20 protein-coding genes are annotated in these 20171 nt (G+C 43.8%); 9 read left to right on the top strand and 11 right to left on the bottom strand.

Going from position 1 to position 20171, the window contains the following annotated elements; translation table 11 throughout:
* Positions 1-304 precede the first annotated feature (304 nt).
* A complete protein-coding gene (locus tag ACY8DT_RS02920; protein ID WP_462421449.1) occupies positions 305-1210 on the bottom strand; it encodes an acetamidase/formamidase family protein in 906 nt (301 codons plus the stop codon).
* 272 nt (positions 1211-1482) lie between these two features.
* Between ACY8DT_RS02920 and ACY8DT_RS02915 the strand changes: the two genes are divergently transcribed.
* Complete coding sequence (locus tag ACY8DT_RS02915; protein WP_462421448.1) at positions 1483-1947, top strand: small multi-drug export protein; 465 nt, start codon at positions 1483-1485, stop codon at positions 1945-1947.
* A gap of 27 nt (positions 1948-1974) precedes the next feature.
* On the opposite strand, the gene ACY8DT_RS02910 is transcribed toward ACY8DT_RS02915, so the two are convergent.
* The 6 genes from ACY8DT_RS02910 to ACY8DT_RS02885 form a co-directional block, all read right to left on the bottom strand.
* The gene (locus tag ACY8DT_RS02910) at positions 1975-3657 is read right to left on the bottom strand and encodes an ABC transporter substrate-binding protein (RefSeq protein WP_462421447.1); all 1683 of its coding nucleotides are present in this window, start codon (positions 3655-3657) and stop codon (positions 1975-1977) included.
* 130 nt (positions 3658-3787) lie between these two features.
* Positions 3788-4444 carry a ribose 5-phosphate isomerase A gene (gene rpiA, locus ACY8DT_RS02905; RefSeq protein ID WP_462421446.1) on the bottom strand — a complete coding sequence of 219 codons (657 nt, stop codon included), beginning with the start codon at positions 4442-4444 and terminating at the stop codon, positions 3788-3790.
* Between the two features lie 32 nt (positions 4445-4476).
* Positions 4477-5181 carry a gamma-glutamyl-gamma-aminobutyrate hydrolase family protein gene (locus ACY8DT_RS02900; RefSeq protein WP_462421445.1) on the bottom strand — a complete coding sequence of 235 codons (705 nt, stop codon included), beginning with the start codon at positions 5179-5181 and terminating at the stop codon, positions 4477-4479.
* Positions 5182-5272: 91 nt separating this feature from the next.
* Positions 5273-5986, bottom strand: a complete 714-nt coding sequence (locus tag ACY8DT_RS02895; RefSeq protein WP_462421444.1) for a gamma-glutamyl-gamma-aminobutyrate hydrolase family protein — start codon at positions 5984-5986, stop codon at positions 5273-5275.
* 71 nt (positions 5987-6057) lie between these two features.
* The gene (locus tag ACY8DT_RS02890; RefSeq protein WP_462421443.1) at positions 6058-6909 is read right to left on the bottom strand and encodes a prephenate dehydratase; all 852 of its coding nucleotides are present in this window, start codon (positions 6907-6909) and stop codon (positions 6058-6060) included.
* A 40-nt stretch (positions 6910-6949) separates the two neighbouring features.
* Positions 6950-8629, bottom strand: a complete 1680-nt coding sequence (locus ACY8DT_RS02885) for an ABC transporter ATP-binding protein (RefSeq protein WP_462422213.1) — start codon at positions 8627-8629, stop codon at positions 6950-6952.
* 203 nt (positions 8630-8832) lie between these two features.
* Between ACY8DT_RS02885 and ACY8DT_RS02880 the strand changes: the two genes are divergently transcribed.
* Entirely contained in the window at positions 8833-9522 is a 690-nt protein-coding gene (locus ACY8DT_RS02880; protein ID WP_462421442.1) for a FadR/GntR family transcriptional regulator, read from the top strand.
* 141 nt (positions 9523-9663) lie between these two features.
* A complete protein-coding gene (locus ACY8DT_RS02875) occupies positions 9664-11415 on the top strand; it encodes an L-lactate permease (protein ID WP_462421441.1) in 1752 nt (583 codons plus the stop codon).
* A gap of 62 nt (positions 11416-11477) precedes the next feature.
* Here the strand turns inward: ACY8DT_RS02875 and surE are convergent, their stop codons facing one another.
* Entirely contained in the window at positions 11478-12260 is a 783-nt protein-coding gene (gene surE / locus ACY8DT_RS02870) for a 5'/3'-nucleotidase SurE (RefSeq protein ID WP_462421440.1), read from the bottom strand.
* 248 nt (positions 12261-12508) lie between these two features.
* On the opposite strand from surE, the gene ACY8DT_RS02865 reads away from it, so the two are divergent.
* The 3 genes from ACY8DT_RS02865 (at position 12509) to ACY8DT_RS02855 (ending at position 14181) form a co-directional block, all read left to right on the top strand.
* Positions 12509-13570 (top strand): D-alanine--D-alanine ligase family protein, encoded by a 1062-nt coding sequence (locus ACY8DT_RS02865; RefSeq protein WP_462421439.1) that lies wholly within the window; start codon positions 12509-12511, stop codon positions 13568-13570.
* A 40-nt stretch (positions 13571-13610) separates the two neighbouring features.
* Positions 13611-13853 (top strand): hypothetical protein, encoded by a 243-nt coding sequence (locus tag ACY8DT_RS02860; RefSeq protein WP_462421438.1) that lies wholly within the window; start codon positions 13611-13613, stop codon positions 13851-13853.
* A 127-nt stretch (positions 13854-13980) separates the two neighbouring features.
* Complete coding sequence (locus tag ACY8DT_RS02855; protein WP_462421437.1) at positions 13981-14181, top strand: hypothetical protein; 201 nt, start codon at positions 13981-13983, stop codon at positions 14179-14181.
* Between the two features lie 80 nt (positions 14182-14261).
* On the opposite strand, the gene ACY8DT_RS02850 is transcribed toward ACY8DT_RS02855, so the two are convergent.
* Entirely contained in the window at positions 14262-15308 is a 1047-nt protein-coding gene (locus tag ACY8DT_RS02850; protein ID WP_462421436.1) for an LLM class flavin-dependent oxidoreductase, read from the bottom strand.
* A gap of 104 nt (positions 15309-15412) precedes the next feature.
* On the opposite strand from ACY8DT_RS02850, the gene pepT reads away from it, so the two are divergent.
* Entirely contained in the window at positions 15413-16636 is a 1224-nt protein-coding gene (gene pepT, locus ACY8DT_RS02845) for a peptidase T (protein ID WP_462421435.1), read from the top strand.
* 27 nt (positions 16637-16663) lie between these two features.
* Here pepT and ACY8DT_RS02840 read toward each other — a convergent pair whose 3' ends face one another.
* Both ACY8DT_RS02840 and ACY8DT_RS02835 read right to left on the bottom strand, forming a co-directional pair.
* Positions 16664-18142: an MDR family MFS transporter gene (locus tag ACY8DT_RS02840; RefSeq protein ID WP_462421434.1), complete on the bottom strand. Its 1479-nt coding sequence runs from the start codon at positions 18140-18142 to the stop codon at positions 16664-16666.
* A gap of 73 nt (positions 18143-18215) precedes the next feature.
* The gene (locus ACY8DT_RS02835; protein WP_462421433.1) at positions 18216-18386 is read right to left on the bottom strand and encodes a hypothetical protein; all 171 of its coding nucleotides are present in this window, start codon (positions 18384-18386) and stop codon (positions 18216-18218) included.
* 84 nt (positions 18387-18470) lie between these two features.
* On the opposite strand from ACY8DT_RS02835, the gene ACY8DT_RS02830 reads away from it, so the two are divergent.
* Positions 18471-18935 carry a DinB family protein gene (locus ACY8DT_RS02830; protein WP_462421432.1) on the top strand — a complete coding sequence of 155 codons (465 nt, stop codon included), beginning with the start codon at positions 18471-18473 and terminating at the stop codon, positions 18933-18935.
* A 76-nt stretch (positions 18936-19011) separates the two neighbouring features.
* Positions 19012-19800 carry a class I SAM-dependent methyltransferase gene (locus tag ACY8DT_RS02825; RefSeq protein WP_462421431.1) on the top strand — a complete coding sequence of 263 codons (789 nt, stop codon included), beginning with the start codon at positions 19012-19014 and terminating at the stop codon, positions 19798-19800.
* Positions 19801-20171: the final 371 nt, after the last annotated feature.

Genomic DNA, 20171 nt, shown 5'->3' with positions numbered 1-20171 from the left:
AGGAGAAGCTGCAGGTTTTTGATTTCAGCGCATGCTCGTTCACATCGCGAACATGTAATAGAGATCCAAAGCGTGCTCGTTCACAACGCGAACATGTGATAGAGCTCCAACGCATGCTCGTTGTCATCGCGAACGTGTAATAGAGCTCCAACGCGTGCTCGTTCACAACGCGAACATGTAATAGAGCTTCAACGCATGCTCGTTCACATCGCGAACATGTAATAGAAATCCAACGCGCACGAGTTCCTGCAGGGAGTTTAATAGGTATTCGCAGCACTCACGAGTTCCTGCAGGGAGTTGATTATCAGTATAACGGTACTTCAAAATGGTCCAGGACAAATTTGGGTACGAAATATCTCCCGGTTTTCTTAGGGTCGACAACCTGGTTGACTTGTGTGTGGCCGGTAAGGCTCATAAGCTTCGCCATTTCATTCAAGTTTTTACCGGTATATGGCTGCAGGAACTTGATCATTTCTTTAACGCTCTGATCGACGGCGATATTCAAGTCTTCATCGGAGACGTTCATGAATGCACCTTCATCATTGACGAGCAGTGGATGTGAGATATCGATATCTTCAACGACTTCCAATTTGACTGTCACTTCGGATTCCACTTCGAGACCGGACACACCGATTTCACCGTCGCCCATGGCACCGTGCACATCACCGAGTCCAAATAATCCGCCTTCGTGGAAAGCCGGAAGGTACAAAGTTGCGCCTTCTGTTATTTTAATGGAATCCATGTTGCCGCCGTGATCTCCAGGCGTGCCGTTATTTACAGGATCACCCTCAGGCGCTACACCGATGACACCGATCATTTTATTGACAGGAATAATAAAACCGTCAAAATCAACAGTGTTATTCTCTTTATCTATCGGCAGAATCCTTCTCGTAAACTCAGTCAATTCATCACCCATGACGCCGGACTCAGGCCCTGTGACCACGATGCCCTGGTCACCGATATCAATTTTCTCGATGGTGACTTTCAAAGCATTTCCGGGCTCGAGGCCGTTGACATAGACGGGTCCTGTTGCCGGGTTGATTTCATCCCAGTTCAGTCCGCTCGAAGTATCTTCTTCAACTGTAATCTGGCCGGTGAAACAGTCGTGCGCTTCCAGTGTCACTGTATCTCCGGAGTCCACGTAAATTGCAGGTGAGTTATTCTTGTCCATTGCATAAAATTTGTTGTCTCTGCTTAAATTATGATGCATGATACCCCTCCAATATGTATTTGAAAATTTAATATTATACATCTAGAATACCTTTAAAATATGAAAATTTGAAGTTTTTAGAATTAAACAATGCTTATCATGGACTAAGACGTCCAAGGTAATATAAAATATACTGGAAGATTAAAAAATATGTCTGAGTGGATAAACCAGAATAATTTCTGACGGCACTCAGAAAAAACGGATGGAATTGAGTGATGACCGGGCTTGCTATAGTTATTATATATACAGGAAATAGGGAGAAGTGTTGAACAATGTCTGAAATTGTCGTTTATCTAACAATATTAATAGCGGCTGCCGTACCATTTTTTGAAGCGACATTTGCAGTGCCTCTCGGAATTTTAGGTGGGATGAATCTTTTTCTGACTTTAATTGCGGGAGTGATTGGGAATTTCCTGACTATCGTGGTTGTCGTGATTTTCAGTGAAAAGGTCAGAAACTGGTTTATAAGGAATAAAAAATCAAAAAGAAACAGACGTGCAGAAGGTATATGGAAAAAGTTCGGGTTTTACGGTTTTATATTACTGGGACCGATACTGCTCAGTTCGCATGTCACAGCGCTTGCCGCGGTATCCTTCGGCGCAGCGAAGATGAAGACGGTAGTCTATGTCACTGTAAGTATAATTATTTGGACGGTGACACTCGCAGTACTTGCATATTTCGGTCTGGATTTACTTGGACTTGAAGATATTCAGTTCCTAAAGAAATATTTGAATTAAAAAAGGGCCTTGACGGCCCTTTTTAATTTATTCTGAAAATGATACATTCTCAAGTCTGATGATACCGACAGGATCGATTTCAACGCCTTCAACAAGTGAAGTATTGACACCTGGTCCAAGTTCACCATAGTAGAGCGGGGTGATTGGCAGGTCATTCACCAGAATATCCTGTGCTTCGGCATAATGTTCATCGCGTGTGCCTTCATCACTTTCCTGTCTGCCTGCTTCAAGTACTTCATCAAGTTCAGGGTTGGAGTAGTTCCAACGATTACCGGAACCATCCTGGCTTTCTGTATGGAACATCGGATAGAGACCGTAGTCCGGATCGCCGGTTACGGTAATCCACTGCAGCATGAACATATCATGATCACCTTGTTCCGCTTTTTCCAGAAATGCACCGAATTCGAACTGTTCGATTTCCAGGTTGATGTCGATTTCAGCCAGTCTGTCCTGCATAAAGAGTGCGATATCTCTGTTCACTTCGTCATCCGACATCCAGATTGTAGCATCGAAACCATCCGGGTGTTCGGACTGTTCCAAATATTCACGTGCCTGGTCCAGATCATATGCCATCTTATCCTGTGACTCATCGTGACCGATGACTGTCGGTGAAATATGTGTCGAGGCAAGTACACCGCGGCCGTCCAACATCTCATTGATGATGCTTTCACGGTCGATTGCGTGTGATATTGCCTGTCTTACATTTTCATCATCAAAAGGTTCTTTTTCGTAGTTGAATGCGAGGTATGTCATGGACAGACCTTGCTGATCAATGATATCCGTATCTTCGTGATCTCTGACACGCTGCATATTTTCAGCATCGACACTGTCATTGACAGCGATACCGCCGGTTTCCAGTTCTGCGAGTCTCGCCTGGTTTTCAGGGATGACTCTGTAAGTCACAGTATCAAAGTTTCTTTCTTCGCCGTGGAAATCATCGAATTTTTCAAGGACGACATTCTCTCCCGGGTTTCGTTCTTGAAGTTTAAGATGGTTTGTACCATCCGGATTTTCAGCAATGACCTGTCCGAGATCTGAAGAAATTTCTTCAGACAGTTCTTCGAATTCATCTCCGCCTTCTTCTCTCATTTCATAATATTCCTCTAATGTTACATCTGAATCCGCATTGTCCAGTGCGTTCTGATAATCTTCATCGATGACTTCCTTACTCATGATACCCGCTGTATTGTGTGCGAGATGACTGAGCAGTGGTGCAAACGGATATTCAGTATGGAAATGGACTTCATGATCATCCACGACTTCCACTTCCTCGACCATTTCGAACATGAACGCTACTGATGACCCTACAGCAGGATCGAGCAGACGATCGATTGTCGCTTTCACATCATCTCCTGTAAATTCAGAGCCGTTATGAAAAATGACATCTTCTTTTAATTTGAAACTCCAAGTATTGTCATCAATCTGTTCCCATTCCGTCGCAAGTCCTTCTCCGATTTCCATCTCAAGATCCTGTGCGACTAACGTATCGTAGATCTGTGTTCTGAGCTGAGCGGATGGAATGTCGTTTGAAGTATGCGGGTCCATCGTGACCGGTTCGTTAGTCATACCGATCGTCAAGTCTCCCCCCTGGCCGCCTTCTGAAACATTTTCCCCTTCAGCCTGTTCATCCACATTACTGTCATCACTGCATGCTGCGGTTACAATCATCAAGATCAGCATCAATGGAATGAACCAAAACTTTTTACTCATCTGATTTCCCCCTTGTTTCAATGTAATTTTATTATACCGGATGTCGAAATGATTTACAAAATTTATTACGAATATTCAGTATATTCAATATCTAAAAACAGAGACGGCCGTAGCCGTCTCTGATTAAGAGCTATTTATCATAAATGATAAAATCTGAATCGTTAAATGAAATGATTTTACTGATATAACGGTCGAATATACCGGTTTCGACAACGCCTGGGAGATTGATTATATTGTTGTGAAGTGATGAAATCGCCGTAATGGAGTCGAAACTACAGTCTGCAATATAGTTCCCATTATCGGTAATAAAGAACGCCTCGCCGTCTGTTCGATCTGTGATCATGACTTCTCCCAGTTCTTCAATTTGAATTTTGGTCAGCTCAAACAGAAATGGGTTGATTTCCACCGGGATTTTAAGACCTTCAAAAGAATCCGTCTTTTTATCCTCTTTCGCAATGATAATAATCTCTTTTGAAAAATAACCGATCTGTTTCTCCCGGAGCAGCGCGCCGCCGTATCCTTTGATTGCTGTCAGTGACGGTGTGAAGTGATCGGCCCCGTCAATCGTCAGGTTGATATTTTTGATTTCGAGCGATGTGGTGAGGCGGTATTCATTCAGAATTTTTTCAGTCCGCCCGGAAGTAGGGACGAAAGTCACATCAAGATCATGCTGCCGGATATATTCGGCGGCTTCGGGGATATATGCTTCAATCGTTGAACCGGACCCCATACCGATGATCGACTGATTACGAATGTGCTGATTTAAATAATCATGGACGTGCTTCATAAAACAACACCTTTCTGTTGATGGAACTGAACTTATTTCCTGGCAGCTTCAATCAATGCATGAAAAATTTCCTTTGATGCATCATCATTGAAGTAAGTGCCTTCCGGATGCCACTGGAGACCCATGACGAAATCGTGGGTGGTGCTTTCCACTGCCTCAATGACGCCGTCAGGCGAAGTGGCGGAGATGATGAAATGATCCGGTACATCTTTGTTGGCCTGGTGGTGGAAAGTATTTGTCTTGATCTTCGTCTCACCGACAATCTTATGTAATAAAGACCCGTCTTCAATATTGACTGTATGCGCCAGATAATCTCTGGCAGCTTTCTGTGTATGCTGGTTTACCGTACCGTCAATCTGGTCGTAAATATCCTGATACATCGTGCCGCCCTGCTGAATGTTCAAAATCTGTGCGCCGCGGCAGATTCCAAGTACAGGTATGCCTTTTGTCAATGCATGTTCTATAAGGCCGCTTTCGTATTCATCCCGTCCGGGTTCTATTTCACCGAGCTGCTGGTGCGGCTCTTCATTGAAGAGGGCAGGTTCGATATCATTTCCACCGGTCAGGAGCAAAGCATCAATCCGATCAATCTGGGCCTTTATTTTCCCAGGGTCCAACGTTTTGGCAAGTACCATCGGTACGCCGTCCGAGTCGTTGACTGCATCGATATATGTCGTCGGCAGCGTCAGTCCCTTACTTGAGATAAATGTAGTGATTCCAATGATTGGCTGAGACATGCTGATTCCCCTTTATATATATTTACAACAAAGGGTAGCACAGATCTCGCCGGGTGGACAAACATAAAAAGGTAAGACTGATTATTCAGCCTTACCTTTTTGCAGCAGCGTTGATGAATGCTTCCATGATTTTTCTTGAAGAATCGTCGAACTCGAATGCATCTTCCGGATGGAACTGCAGCCCCATGACAAAGTCATGCTCCTTACTTTCAATCGCTTCGATGACCCCGTCAGGCGCCACGGCGGCAACTTCGAATGAAGCGCCGATATCGTGATTGGCCTGGTGATGGAAGCTGTTCACCGACATTTCGGTCGTGCCGACGATTTCATGGAGTTTCGTCCCTTCCATGACTTCGATCTTATGATTCAGAAAATCTCTGTTTGAAGTCTGTCTATGCTGGATGAGATCTTCTCCATATTCCGAATCCAGATCCTGGTACATCGTGCCGCCTGCGACACTGTTCAAAAGCTGGCTGCCGCGGCAGATGCCAAGTATGGGTATATCCTTTTCCAGTGCGAGACGGATCAGTTCAAGTTCATACTTGTCCCGCCCCGCTTCAACCTTTTCAAGTTTCGGATGTGGATTCTCACCGTAGGTGGAAGGATCGATATCACTGCCGCCGGTCAGAAAAAGTGCATCGATATGCTCAAGCTGACCTTTGATCACATCATCATTTTCAACTTTAGGAAGGAGCAGTGGAATACCGCCCAGCCTGGAAATGGAGTAGATGAAAGTCGAGCGGAGTTCAAGATGATGATCGCCGTCAACGACTTCAGTCGTCAGTCCGATAATAGGTAATGTCATAATTTTCCCCTCATTTTAAAAGTTATTCATATAATGATAGATACCCTTTACCGAATGATTTAATCCATCCGTCAGTTCTCTACAATACCGTCATAAGAGGGTATGCTGCCTCGTTCGAAACTGCCGAGTACATTTACGTAAGCACCTTTCGATGTAATCTTATCCAATGCATTCCGAAGCCCCATTTCATCGATGCCGCTTTCGACATCGATGAAGAATCCGTAGGAAAAGGGTTTGTTCTGAATGGGTCTCGACATCAGATAAACGAGGTTGACATCATTTACCTTGAAAATGCTGAGGAGTTCGTTCAAAGAACCTGTGCTGTGATCCGTTTCAATGTACAGTGATGTTTTATTCTTGAAGTCGGATGAAGAGCCATTCCTGTTTTTGAAAAATAAAAACCGGGTCGTGTTGAGCGGATTGTCACTGATGTTCTCCCTTATTACGGACATGCCGTATAACTTTGCAGCGTGGCTGCCTGCGATACTCGCAATCGTTTCATCCGGTGATTCTTTGACCATCTGTACAGCACCCGCAGTGTCCTGGAACTCGAGTACTTCAATATTCGGATATTGACTCAAATACGTGTAGCACTGTTCAAGAGCTTCGGGATGTGAATAGACTTTCGTGATTTCCGACATTTCAATCGGATTTTTAGTGATTAAAGCATGATCGATTTTTACGTAGATTTCACTGACTGCCTCAACTTCCAAATACTTCATCAGGTCGATCGTTCTTGTAATGGGTCCGCTTGTGGAATTTTCAACCGGCAGGGCGATATAGTCCACTTCATTATTTTCCAGAGCTTCCACTAATAATTTAAATGTAAGATAACCTCTGGATTCATAATCTTCTCCCTCTGCGAAATTTTTACAGGCAACTGTCGAATAGCTGCCTTCAACACCTTGATAGCCGATAATCATATAATTCTCTCCTTTAATCACAAAATCTGACGGTTTTATTTTATGAAAACCTGTATTGAGCTTCATGCAGAGCTTTGTACTCACCATTGCCGATGTTTAATAATTCATCATGTGTACCACTTTCTACAATACCATCATTGGTCACAACCATAATACGATTTGCATTTTTGATCGTTGCCAGCCTGTGTGCAATGACCAGTGTTGTACGTCCTTCTGACAGCAGATTGAGTGCTTTTTGAATTTCGAGTTCCGTTGCGGTATCGAGTGCACTTGTCGCCTCATCCAGGATAAGGATTGGAGGATTTTTAAGGAACATGCGTGCAATCGAAATGCGCTGTTTCTGACCGCCGGACAGTTTGACGCCGCGTTCTCCGACAATCGTATCGAGTCCTCTCGGATAGCCGTCGACCAATGATTTCAACTGTGCTTTTTCTATTGCATCATAAACTTCTTCGTCTGTAGCATCCGGTTTGCCGTAGGCCACGTTATCCCTCAGCGTACCTGAGAATAAAAAGACATCCTGCTGCACCGTTCCGATGCTCTCCCTGAGCGAAGGCAGGGTGTAGTCACGGATATCGGTGCCGTCTATTTTGATCTGTCCATCCGAAACATCATAAAATCTCGGCAAAAGTGCCCCGAGCGTCGTTTTGCCCGCACCGCTCGGGCCGACAAAAGCAATCGTTTCACCCGGATGAACCATCAGTGAAATATTGTTCAGCACTTTTTTCTCTTCATATCCGAACGTAACATTGTCATATTCGATATGACCTCTGACGTCAGACAACGGGATTGCGTTTTCCTTTTCCTGAACGTCGGGCACCTCTCTTAAAATTTCAGTGAAATGCTTGAAGCCGGCGATGCCGTTCGGATACAGTTCGATGACAGCATTGATTTTTTCAAGCGGCTTGAAAAGAATATTTGAAATCAGTATAAAAGCAGCAAACTCTCCGAAAGTCAGCTCGCCCTGCATTGTGTAGTATGCACCGGCAATCAGTATGAATACGGTAACCAGACGCATCAGCATATAAGTGGATGAAGTGTTCAGCGCCATAATTTTATAAGCTTTCAACTTTGTCGCTCTGAACGCTTCATTCAACCGTCTGAAGTTGTCCATTTCACGATCTTCATTAGCGTAAGCCTGTACCAGGCGGATACCGCCGATCTTATCTTCGATCATATGGTTGAAGTCGGATACACGTGAGAATAATTCCCTGAATGCCACCGTCATCTTTTTATTGAAATAAATCGCAATGATCAGGATGAATGGCACGATGATGAATGATATTACAGCAAGTTCAGCATGTATCGATAACATGATACCAAAAGCGCCGAGCAGAGTCATGACAGCAATGAACAAGTCTTCCGGGCCATGATGGGCCATCTCACCGACATTCATCAAGTCATTAGTCAGACGAGTGAGCAATTTCCCCGTTTTGGTGTTATCAAAGAAGCGGTGGGACAGCCTCTGGATATGAGCGTAAAGATCATTGCGTATGTCCCGTTCGATATTCGTCCCGAGCATGTGGCCCCAATATGTCACGATGAACTGCATGAAAGTATTGAAGGCATAGATCAAAAGCAGCCCTGCAGCCGCAAGGATGATCCACTGCCAGTTTCCTGAAGGCAGAAGTTCATCTATGAACAGATTGACGATCAATGGAAATGCAAGTTCCAGGAGACCGACGAGAACTGCACAGAAAAAATCGACAAAGAATAACATCTTATATGGTGTGTAATAAGAAAAGAATCTCCGCACTGAAATAACCTCTTTTTCATTATGTAGTGTAAAGATTATTATAGCACGGAGATTGGAGTATGCAGGTGACCGAAATAAAAAAATGCTCTGATATGGACTGGAGAAATTTATTTCGTATAATATATGCTATTATTGAATTCAAAATAACTCTACCGGATGTGATTTAAGTGAGTATTTCAAGAAAAAAAATTTACGAAGAGGTATCTGATATCATTCTGGCTGAAATAAAATCGGGAAAATTAAAACCCGGTGACAAACTGCCTGCGATTACAAAACTGGCCGATTCATACGGGGTTTCACAGGCATCTATCCGAGAAGCGCTGAACAGGCTGAAAGTGCTCGATGTCATTCATGTAAAACACGGCCATGGATCATTCGTCAATCAGCAGATGCCGCTTGGTTTCGAACAGAACTTCGAAATCATCACCAAAGCGGATATAGAAAATCTGCTTGATCTCAGGAAGATCATAGAAGTAGGCTGCGCAAGGAGTGCATGTGAAAAAGCGGAATTGAAAGACTTGGAAAAGATGGAAAATGCGCTTCAGAAAATGCGGACAGCAGTCGAGAATAATGAGCTCGGCGAACAGGCGGATTATGATTTCCATATGGCGATAGCAGAAGCGACCGGCAACCCCCTGCTGATAAATCTGATGGAAGATGTCTCGGATACTATGATCCGTACGATGAAAGAGACCAGAAGAATATGGTTATATGAAAACAAGAAATCAATACAGAAAATTTACGATGAACATAAATCGATTTTAAAGGCGGTAAAAGACAAAGACGCGGAAGCGGCCGGCAGCAACATGTATAGACACTTGAAGGAAGTAGAGGATCTGCTGGTGACACAATATTAAGGAATCCCGTATTGGGATTCCTTAATATTTTAAAAAACAATTGACATATAGAAAACGATTACATAAAATGGGCACATACCATAATTCATCTAGTCATCAGATGACTAAAGTTCGGCGTTTATAAATGAAGGGGGCGGCATTATGCTGGTATTTTTAAGTATTTTACCAATTTTGGCTATATTCTTCTTTCTGGTCATCATGAGATGGTCAGCAAAGAAAGGAATGTTATACAGTTTCATCATCACCATTCTTGTTGCGTTTTTCGGTTGGCAGATGGGTGTTGTTGAGATTACGGCAGCATCAATCAAAGGAGTGATGACCGCACTCGAAGTCGGTGTCATCGTATTTGGCGCAGTGTTGCTGCTTAATGTCTTAAAGGAGAGTGGTGCCGTAGATACCATAAGGGCATCGTTCACGAGCATATCTCCCGACAGGCGCGTTCAGGCGATCATCGTTGCATGGTTATTCGGGACATTCCTTGAAGGGGCTGCGGGATGGGGCGCGCCGGCGACAGTAGTCGGCCCGCTGCTCATTGCGCTCGGCTTTCCGGCACTTGCGGCTGTAATGATCGCATTGATGCTGCAGTCTGCACCTGTATCATACGGTGCGGTGGGTACACCAATCCTTGTCGGTGTGAACACCAGCCTTGAAAATCAGCCGGTGGTCAATTCATTCCTTGACGGGGAAGGGATGGAATTGTCATCATTCATATTCAATGTCGGCGGTCAGGTCTCCATCTTCCATGCCATGGTGGGGCTCTTTATCCCACTGTTAATGTCTGCGATGCTGACAAGGTTTTTCGGGAAAAATAAAAGCTTTCTTGAAGGTTTGAAAGTTTGGCCGTTTGCGATATTTGCAGGACTTTCATTTGTCATTCCATTTTCGCTTACTGCAAATTTCCTCGGACCTGAATTCCCATCGATCATTAGTGGACTTGTCGGTCTGGCGATTGTCGTTCCGCTGGCAAGAAAAGGATTCCTGATGCCAAAAGATACTTTTGATTTTGAACCGCGTAAAAGCTGGGATACGTCCTGGATCAGTGATATGAAAAGTGAAGCAAGATCTCCAAAGGAAATCTCCATGTTCAAAGCATGGCTGCCGTATGTTCTTGTTGCATTGCTCCTTGTAGTGACCAGAATCGAAGCACTTGGTCTGAATGCATTGCTTTCAGCCTGGTCTGTTGCCTTCGATGACATTCTTGGTACAGGCATAGAACACAGTTTCACACCGCTGATGATACCGGGTGTTGTGTTCATCGTCGTCGCCATATTGACAGGATGGATACATAAGCTCGATATGGGCGGCATGGGCGATGCTTTTAAAGTCTCTGGGAAAACGATATTGTCTGCGATGGCCGCCTTGATTGTATCTGTACCGCTTGTACAGGTCTTCATCAACTCAGGCATCAATGATGCAGGGCTTGAATCGATGCCGCTCGTTCTCGCACAGGCTGCAGCCGGATTGTTTGGTGACAGCTGGCCGCTGATTTCTCCGACAATCGGAGCCATGGGTGCGTTCGCAGCAGGAAGTAATACAGTCAGTAACATGATGTTTGGCCTGTTCCAGTTTGGAGTAGCGGACCAGATTAATGCGAATCCGCTCATCATCGTCTCGCTTCAGGCAGTCGGCGGTGCTGCAGGCAACATGATATGTGTGCATAATGTAGTCGCTGCGAGTGCAGCAGTCGGCATGATCGGTAAGGAAGGAACGATTATTGCGAAACTTCTGATTCCGACAGCATTTTATCTCGTATTTGCCGGTGCACTCGGCTTTGTATGGATAAATGGTATCGGCTTCAATATCGGAACGATCATCGTTTTAATCATGTTGGTTGTTATAATAGGATTCATACTGCGTTCTTATAGAAAAGTCGGCTTGAATACTAATGAATAATATAGAATTGGATTACTGAATGAAATTAAAAAATATGACCGGCGTCCGCCCGGTCATATTTTTTAATGTGTGGATTCATGCTGAAGCTCTTCGAACCAGTTCTGATAATTTTCAAGATCATTTTCACATGTGTTTCTGATCACTATCGGGGATACGGTAATGTAGTTCTGCTGTATGTAGAATACATCAGACCGTCTGTTGTATTGAAAATTGTCTTTCGTATCTTCTAGAAAATAATATATATCCGAGTTGAGGGATATCAGCTTTTTAAATCTGTATTTTGAGACATTTGTATCCATCGGCAGCACTTTTATTCCCTTTATGCCGCCTTTTGTATCATTAGGGATGTTGATATTGAATACAGGTGTGCCGGTCAGTTTTTTTGACATCATGTATGATAACAATTCATATATGGTTTCTTTTATTTTCGAGAAATTGATATTGCATGCATTGAATTCGTCAATTGCGATCGCCGCAGCCGGTATATCATGTAAGAAAGCTTCTTCTACCGCTCTTGTGGAAGGTGATTTAAAAGCATCGCGACCGACATTCGCACCGAGATTGATGCCTGAAAAGACAAAGTCAGGATAGCCGTCGGTAATTTCCTCAATGCCGAGCTTGACACATTCTGAAGGTGAAGCATTTACAGTATAAGCATCAATGGCATCCGGATACTCCACTTTTTTCAGGCTGAGCGGCCTGTTGAGTGACGATTTCACATTGTTGATATAGTCACTGTTCTGTGGACAGATGACCGTAACTTTACCGAAGTGGCTGAGCAGTTCGCTTAATGCGATCACGCCGGCTGAAAATATGCCATCTTCATTGGTGATAAGTATTTTCAAAATAAATAACACCCTTCCTGTAAAACAATAATTGATGATTAATTCATATACCGTACCGACCATTGTAAAGGATGATTATTAATTTTATATGAAGCTGCAATTACATATTGTAAATTTGAATGTAAATGGACATTTGTTTTACGGAGGATAATAGAAAACGGCGACTGTAAACGGGTAATGTGATAATATTATTGAGAAAAGTTTTGTATGAGATGATATAGAGATATTTTAAATCGGGAGTGGTTCAAATGACAAAATTGAATATCGGTCTGCTGTACGGTGGAAAATCAACGGAGCATGAAGTTTCAATGCGTTCAGCTGAAAGTATTTTAACCGTGCTTGATAAAGATAAATATAATATAATACTGATCCATATATCTAAAGACGGGGAGTGGCTGTATGCCGCCGGTAACGAGAAGATTGTCGATTTGAGTGAAAATGCGGCGGCGAAGAAATTGACGATCCATCCTTCCAGACAGCTCTCAGGCCTGCCTGAAGATGTGAAACTGGATGTCGTCATGCCCGTCCTCCATGGTACATTCGGTGAAGACGGTACGGTACAGGGACTGCTGGAACTCGCGGAAATTCCGTATGTCGGGTGTAACGTCAGAAGTTCCGCAGTATGTATGGACAAAGATATGACAAAGCGTCTGTTGAAGCTGGAAGGAATCGGTGTTGCGGAGTCTGTGCTGTTCAAGCATCATCAGAAAGATGATGTGAACTTTGCCGAAGTGGAAGAGAAGCTCGGCCTGCCGATGTTTGTCAAGCCGGTCAATCAGGGGTCATCCGTCGGCGTTTCCAAAGTGACGGATGAAGACAGTTTCAAAGAGGCGCTCGCGCTTGCTTTCAACTACGACACGAAAGTGATTATCGAAAGTGCGCTCGTCGGACGTGAGGTCGAAGTGTCCGTACTCGGCAATTCCGATCCGTTCGTATCGGTGCCGGGTGAAATCATTCCGGATGATGGTTTTTATTCGTATGAATCCAAGTATACTGATGAAAACGGCGCTGCGCTTGAAATTCCCGCGAAGATGAATCAGAAGACACTTAAAAATCTGCAGGATGTCGCACTGAAAACATTCGGGATACTCGACTGCGAAGGCATGGCGAGAGTGGACATGTTCCTGTGTGAAGACGGCCGTATTTTTGTAAATGAAGTGAATACATTCCCCGGCTTCACGAGCATCAGCATGTATCCGAAGCTGCTTGAAGCATCGGGCATAGGCTACGGGGAACTCGTTGACCGTCTGATCAGCCTGGCAGTTGAACGACATGAACTGGAAGCGGGGCTGACGACGGATTTCAGTTAGGCTGAAGAATGTGAGAATCGCACGATGGTGCCGATGTTTGATGAGTCGTGCGAAATTGGAAGCGGGAATCGCACGATGGTGCCGGATTTTGATGGGTCGTGCGAAATTGGAAGCGGGAATCGCACGATGGTGCCGGATTTTGATGGGTCGTGCGAAATTGGAAGCGGGAATCGCACGACGATGCCGATGTTTGATGAGTCGTGCGAAATTGGAAGCGGGAATCGCACGACGATGCCGATGTTTGATGGGTCGTGCGAAATTGGAAGCGGGAATCGCACGATGATGCCGATTTTTGATGGGTCGTGCGATCTTTCATTTAGGCCGCGTGAGTGTGAAAAAAGTCTTGTGACTGTATGTTAAAATAATGGTGAAGATGTGAAAGCGTTTTATCAAAATCGGAAGGGGATATCATGGCAAAGAAAACACACATATACGATATTATGATGTCAAACGGTGAAGTATTTAAAAATGTGCGCATGAAGGGGCCGATCAGCGGAAATTATTCTGGTATTGCGAATGATTTCATTCCTGTCGAAAATGAATCCGGACAGATTGTTGAATTGACGAAATATCAAGTGGTCAAAGCGGTATTGGTCAAGGTCGAAGAATAGTAATGAAATCAAAAAAGCACCGCTGATGCGGTGCCAATCAGAGTTTTATGGGAACCCGTCATTTCAGAGCGGGTTCTTTATTATTTTCGATCCATTTCTTTGACTGCTTCTTTGACAATCGGTGCGACTTTCGTCCCGAACAGTTCGATCGTCCTCAAAACCTGTTCGTGCGGCATTGTGCCGACTGGTGTCTGGAGTGTGAAGCGGTCGATGCCCATGCGTTTTTTAAGATCGATGATCTTGGCAGCGACTGTTTCAGGACTGCCGATATAAAGTGCGCCGTCGGGTTCGATCATTCTTTCATAATTATCTCTTGAATACGCTCCCCAGCCGCGTTCACGGCCGATGTTCGTCATCGACTGCGAGATTGCCGGGAAGAACATGTCTTTCGCTTCCTGGTCCGTATCCCAAACGAATCCGTGACTGTTCGTTGCGATTTTCAATTTATCTTCAGAGTGTCCGGCTTTTATGCCCATCTGTTTGTAAAAATCAACGACTCTCGCAAACTGGAACGGACTGCCGCCGATAATGGCCAGTACTAAAGGCAGGCCGAGCTGAGCCGCTCTTGCAGCGGACTGAGGGGTGCCGCCGCTGGCAATCCAGATCGGAATTTCATCCTGGACCGGCTTCGGAAAAATCTCCACATTCTGAAGCGATGCTCTCATATTACCGTTCCAATTGATCTTACCGCCTTTTTGAAGCGTCAATAAAAGATCCAGTTTCTCGTCGAATAACTCGTTATAGTCGTTCAAGTCATAGCCGAACAAAGGGAAAGATTCGATGAATGAACCCCGTCCGGCCATGATTTCAGCCCGTCCGCCCGAAAGACCATCCAAGGTGGAAAAACGTTCGTAAACTCTGACCGGGTCATCGGATGATAGTACCGTAACACCGCTTGAAAGTCGTATGTTTTTCGTCCGGGAAGCTGCAGCAGCAAGCACAACATCAGGCGAACTGACCGCATAATCTTCTCTGTGGTGTTCACCCACTGTGAAAATATCGAGGCCGACTTTATCCGCCATCTCAATTTCTTCAACCATGTTCCTGAGTCTTTCGCCGTGGCTGATCGTCTGACCTGTTTGAGGATCAAATATCGCATCACCAAAAGTGTTGATTCCTAGTTCCATAACTTACCTCCACTATTTTACCTCATTTTAACATGTGTATATTCAAATGAGAGTGATACTGCTTATGATAAAATAAAAGAAAAGACAATTGGAGTGAAAATTGAATGAAAGATAAACTGATTGAAAGACTGGTCCGTTATGCAAAATATGATACACAATCTGATGCGGCAAGTAGTACGACGCCTTCCACTGACAAACAGTGGGATTTATTGAAGGCATTAAGAGAAGAGCTGGAAGAAATCGGACTGGAAGAAATCACATTGGATGACCAGGGATACCTATTTGCTTCATTACCTGCAAATACAGAAAATGCTCCGGTCATCGGATTTTTGGCACATGTGGATACTGCAACTGATTTCACAGGTACGGATGTCAAACCGCAGGTTGTTGAATACGAGGGCGGGGACATCGTTCTGAATGAAGTCCAAAACATTGTCCTGTCACCGGATGAATACCCTGAACTGAAAAGATATATCGGTCATACACTGATAACGACTGACGGCACGACACTGCTCGGTGCAGACAACAAGGCGGGCATCGCTGAAATTGTGACCGCGGTGGAGCACTTGAAGAACAATCCTGAAATCAAACATGGTAAGATCCGCATTGCATTTACACCTGATGAGGAAATAGGGCGGGGGCCGCACAAATTTGATGTGGAAGCTTTCGGAGCTGAATATGCCTACACGGTCGATGGCGGACCGATCGGTGAGCTGCAGTATGAAAGTTTCAACGCAGCAGGAGCAGAGGTGACATTTACAGGCAACAGCGTCCATCCCGGCACTGCCAAAGACAAAATGATCAACGCGGGCAGAATGGCAGCAGAATTCATCTGTAAGTTCGATGAGCTGGATACGCCTGAACACACATCCGGATATGAGGGCTTTATTCACCTGATCAGTGTAAACGGAGATGTTGAAAAATCAAAAGCGCAGTTCATCATCCGTGATTTCGATCAGGAAAATTTTGAAGCAAGAAAAACATTGATGGAAACGAACGTGAAGATGCTGCAGGAAAAATACGGCACAGACCGTGTGGATCTATATATGGAAGATCAATATTACAATATGAGAAATAAGATTGAACCGAAAATGCATATCGTAGAAGATGCGAGCCGTGCGATGGAGTCATTGAATATTACACCGGATATCAAACCGGTGAGAGGCGGAACGGACGGTTCCCAGTTGTCCTATAAAGGGCTGCCGACACCGAACTTGTTTACAGGCGGAGAAAACTTCCACGGTAAATTTGAATATGCTTCAGCTGACGATATGGAGAAGGCTGCACAAGTCATCATTAAAATCGCGGAATCAGCTGCAGGGAAATAAAAAAGAAGTAGAATCCAGATCTGGATTCTACTTCTTTTTGTTGAGTGTACCGGGTTCGATGATTCTTCCTCTCGCAAGACCCGGCTGAATCGACTGTTTTGCCGTCACACGTTTGAGCATGAAGGACAGCAGCATTGAGATGAACAACAGCACGGATGCGATGAAGAATGACAGATTGATGCCGTCGAGCATTGCCTGATTCATCTGTACCGATGTCGGGTCCGGGATGCCGCTCAGTCTGAAATTCGTCCAGTTCTGCATGATGGTGATTAATAGCGCTGTACCGACTGCGCCGCTGACCTGCTGCAGCATACTGTTAAGTGATGAGCCGTGCGGTGTCAATCTTGACGGCAGGTCGTTCATACCATTTGTCATGACAGGTGTGTTGACGAGTGTCAGACCGACTGCACGTATCGCGTATATCGTGAGCAGATAGCCGAATCCGGTATCTATCTCCAGACGGCTGAAGAAAAAAGTTGTGACAGCGGCCATTGCGAGCCCGGTGACTGCAAGTCTTCTTGGACCAAATATATCAAAGAGCTTTCCTGAGACGGGACTGAGCAGACCCATGATAAGGGCGCCCGGCAATAATAAAAGTCCTGTTTCAAGCGGTGAAACATCCTGGATTTCCTGCAGGAAAATGGGCATTAAAATCATGCCTGAGAAAAGCGCCATGTTGTTGACGCCGATGATTATGGCGGACAGTCTGTACATCGGGAATGTGTACACTTTAAAGTCGAGCATAGGTCTTTCCATTCTCGTCTGACGCATGACGTATATATAAACGGCAATGATACCGATCAGCAATGTCAGCATGACATCAAAGGAAACCCAGCCGCTGTTCCCGGCAGCACTGAAACCGTAAAGGATACCGCCGAAACCGACAGTGGAAAGTATGACCGAAGGAATATCCAGTTTGGCATTATATTTGTTACCGACTTCAGGCAGCTGGTAGTAGCCGACTGCAAGTACAATAAGTAAAACAGGAATCATCATATAAAAGAGCCAGTGCCATGATAATGTCTGGACGACGAAACCTGAAAGTGTCGGCCCGATCGCAGGTGCGAAAAACATGACCAGACTGAACACACCCATCGCCGTACCGCGTTTCTCAGGTGCGAAACTGGTAATCATCACATTCATAAGAAGCGGCATTAGAATGGCAGATCCGGAAGCCTGCAGCATACGTCCTACAATTAAAATGGAGAATGTCGGTGAAAAGCCTGCAACAATCGTTCCTGTGAGAAACAGGAGTATGGAAGTCAAGAATAATTTACGGGCGCTGAATTTCTGCATTAAAAAGGCGGTCGTCGGGACAACGATACCCGAGACCAGCATGTATGCAGTCGTCACCCATTGTACGGTTGAAGTGGTCACACCGAATTCGTCTTTGATCGACGGCAGTGCAACGTTTAAAAAAGTGTTGGATAAAAAAGCGACAAAAGCACCGGAAAGAAGAATGATGATTAATCTGTAATCCGGCTTCTGTTCATTTTGTGATGACATGGATACCTATCCCCTAAACAAATAGAATATCTATAATTATATTCCGATTGCCGAAATAATCAAGCATTTCCACCTATCCAATCCTGTTGTCTATCGATGTATAAATGAAAAATCCTAAAGTGATTCCGAGAAACAGGGCAAGCGGCAAACTGTATCCGGCAATCAATGGAATCATTCCAAAAATAAAATTAAGTGCAAAAACCAATATGGCCATCAATATTAAAACCAGTAAAGTTTTAGTCAAAAAAATCCTCCTCCTCGCTTCATACTTGAAAAAAGGTATAATATATATAAATACTGTTACCATAATAAAGAAAGAGGGATTATTATGCAAAAAGAGTTGCTTATATTTCAGTTGAAGACGGTCAGAGGATGGATCAAATATCATCTGGAGGATACTGATGATGATCTGATGGACATCGTTCCTGCAGGTTTCAATAACAATCTGCACTGGCAGTTTGGACATGTCATTGCACTGATGGAGAGTGAACTTGTCCGTCTACTGGGCAAAAATGATGATGTCGGGAAACGTTTCAAAGAGCATTTTGGAACAGGCACAAGTCCTGATGACTTCAATGATGAGACGCCTTCCATAGATGAAATTAAAACATTGCTGGACCAGCAGCAGGAGGAATACGGCAGCCTGACAGAAGACAGCCTGAAAGAAAATCTGCCGGAACCGTTCATGGGAATGAAGACAAGCTATGAGCTTGCTGGTTTCGTGATACTACATGAGAGTCTTCATGCCGGAAAAATTCAGGAAATGAAGCGATTGCTTGAGAACCAGTATTAATTTACAAATTTAATGGATCATTTACATTATGATAACAATATCAATGGTGCTATTATAATGTAGAGGTGAAAAAAGTATGAGTGCGATATATGATGGTGTTGCTGCAGAATATATTAAAAATCGTGAAAACATCCCGGATGAGCTTCTTTCCAGCCTGAAAGTCAGGGGAATTGATTTTGAAGGTGCCAAAATTGCCGACTTCGGTGCAGGTCCGGGATTTTTGAGCGATCTGCTCAGCTCGGAAGGCGGTATTGTGGACGCAGTCGAGCCTGTGGAGACATTTATCAACTACGGCAAAGAAAAATTTAAAGATAATAATAAAGTGAATTTTAATTTAAGACATGCAGAAGACTCCGGCCTGCCTTCAAAAACATATGATATTGTTTTTGTGCTCAGTGCATGGCACTGGTTCAAACGGGCAGGCGCGATTGAAGAAGCTGAGAGAATATTGAAGCCGAATGGTTATCTGATCATCGCAGATATCAATATTGAAAAAAGAACCGGCATGCTCAAAGATACGATGAATATTATAAAACATAACAGAAAAAAATATAAAGTGGAAACCAGATTACATACAAATAAAAAAGAGCAGCAGATCAATAACTTTCCTGTCCGGTGGATACAGGAATGGCAGGACCATAACTTTGACATCAAGGATTTATACAAGAAAAATTACAGGGTTGAATTTGATCGTGAAGAATGGATCCGGAGGCTGGGCACATATCGCAGCCTGGTGGAATTTAAAAAGAAGCACAGACAAAAAACCCTTAAGAAAATCAACAGACATCTGAAAGAAAATTATAAGGATGAAAAATACAGAGTACGCCATGAATTGAGCGTCATCGTTATGAAAAATAAAAACTAGGTAACCCGGAAGAGGCGAGTAGACGCCTCTTTTTTTATTGTGAAAAATAGAAATGAAAACGGTTTTAATTATCTACTTATTTTAGTATTATTCCAAAAGGAAAACAAAGTGAAGTTAATAAAATAAGAAAATAATACATGAAAACGATAACAATTTGCATATATATCCACAATGAAGCAAGTAATTGAATGCAACGGATATCGAATGAAATTTAGGGTTAATAATTTCATTATATAATTGAATTATCTAAATATTATAAATTGAATTACTTTAGGAATAAAATCACATAAAACTTGAAAACCATTGGTATTACTGGTATTATAATAAGTGAAGATAAGTCGTCGAGGGATCTAATAGTAAAATAAATTTCA

The organism is Salinicoccus sp. Marseille-QA3875 (assembly GCF_054950095.1).
Note: the sequence above shows the minus strand (reverse complement) of the source record. Positions and strands in the feature narration are given on the sequence as shown.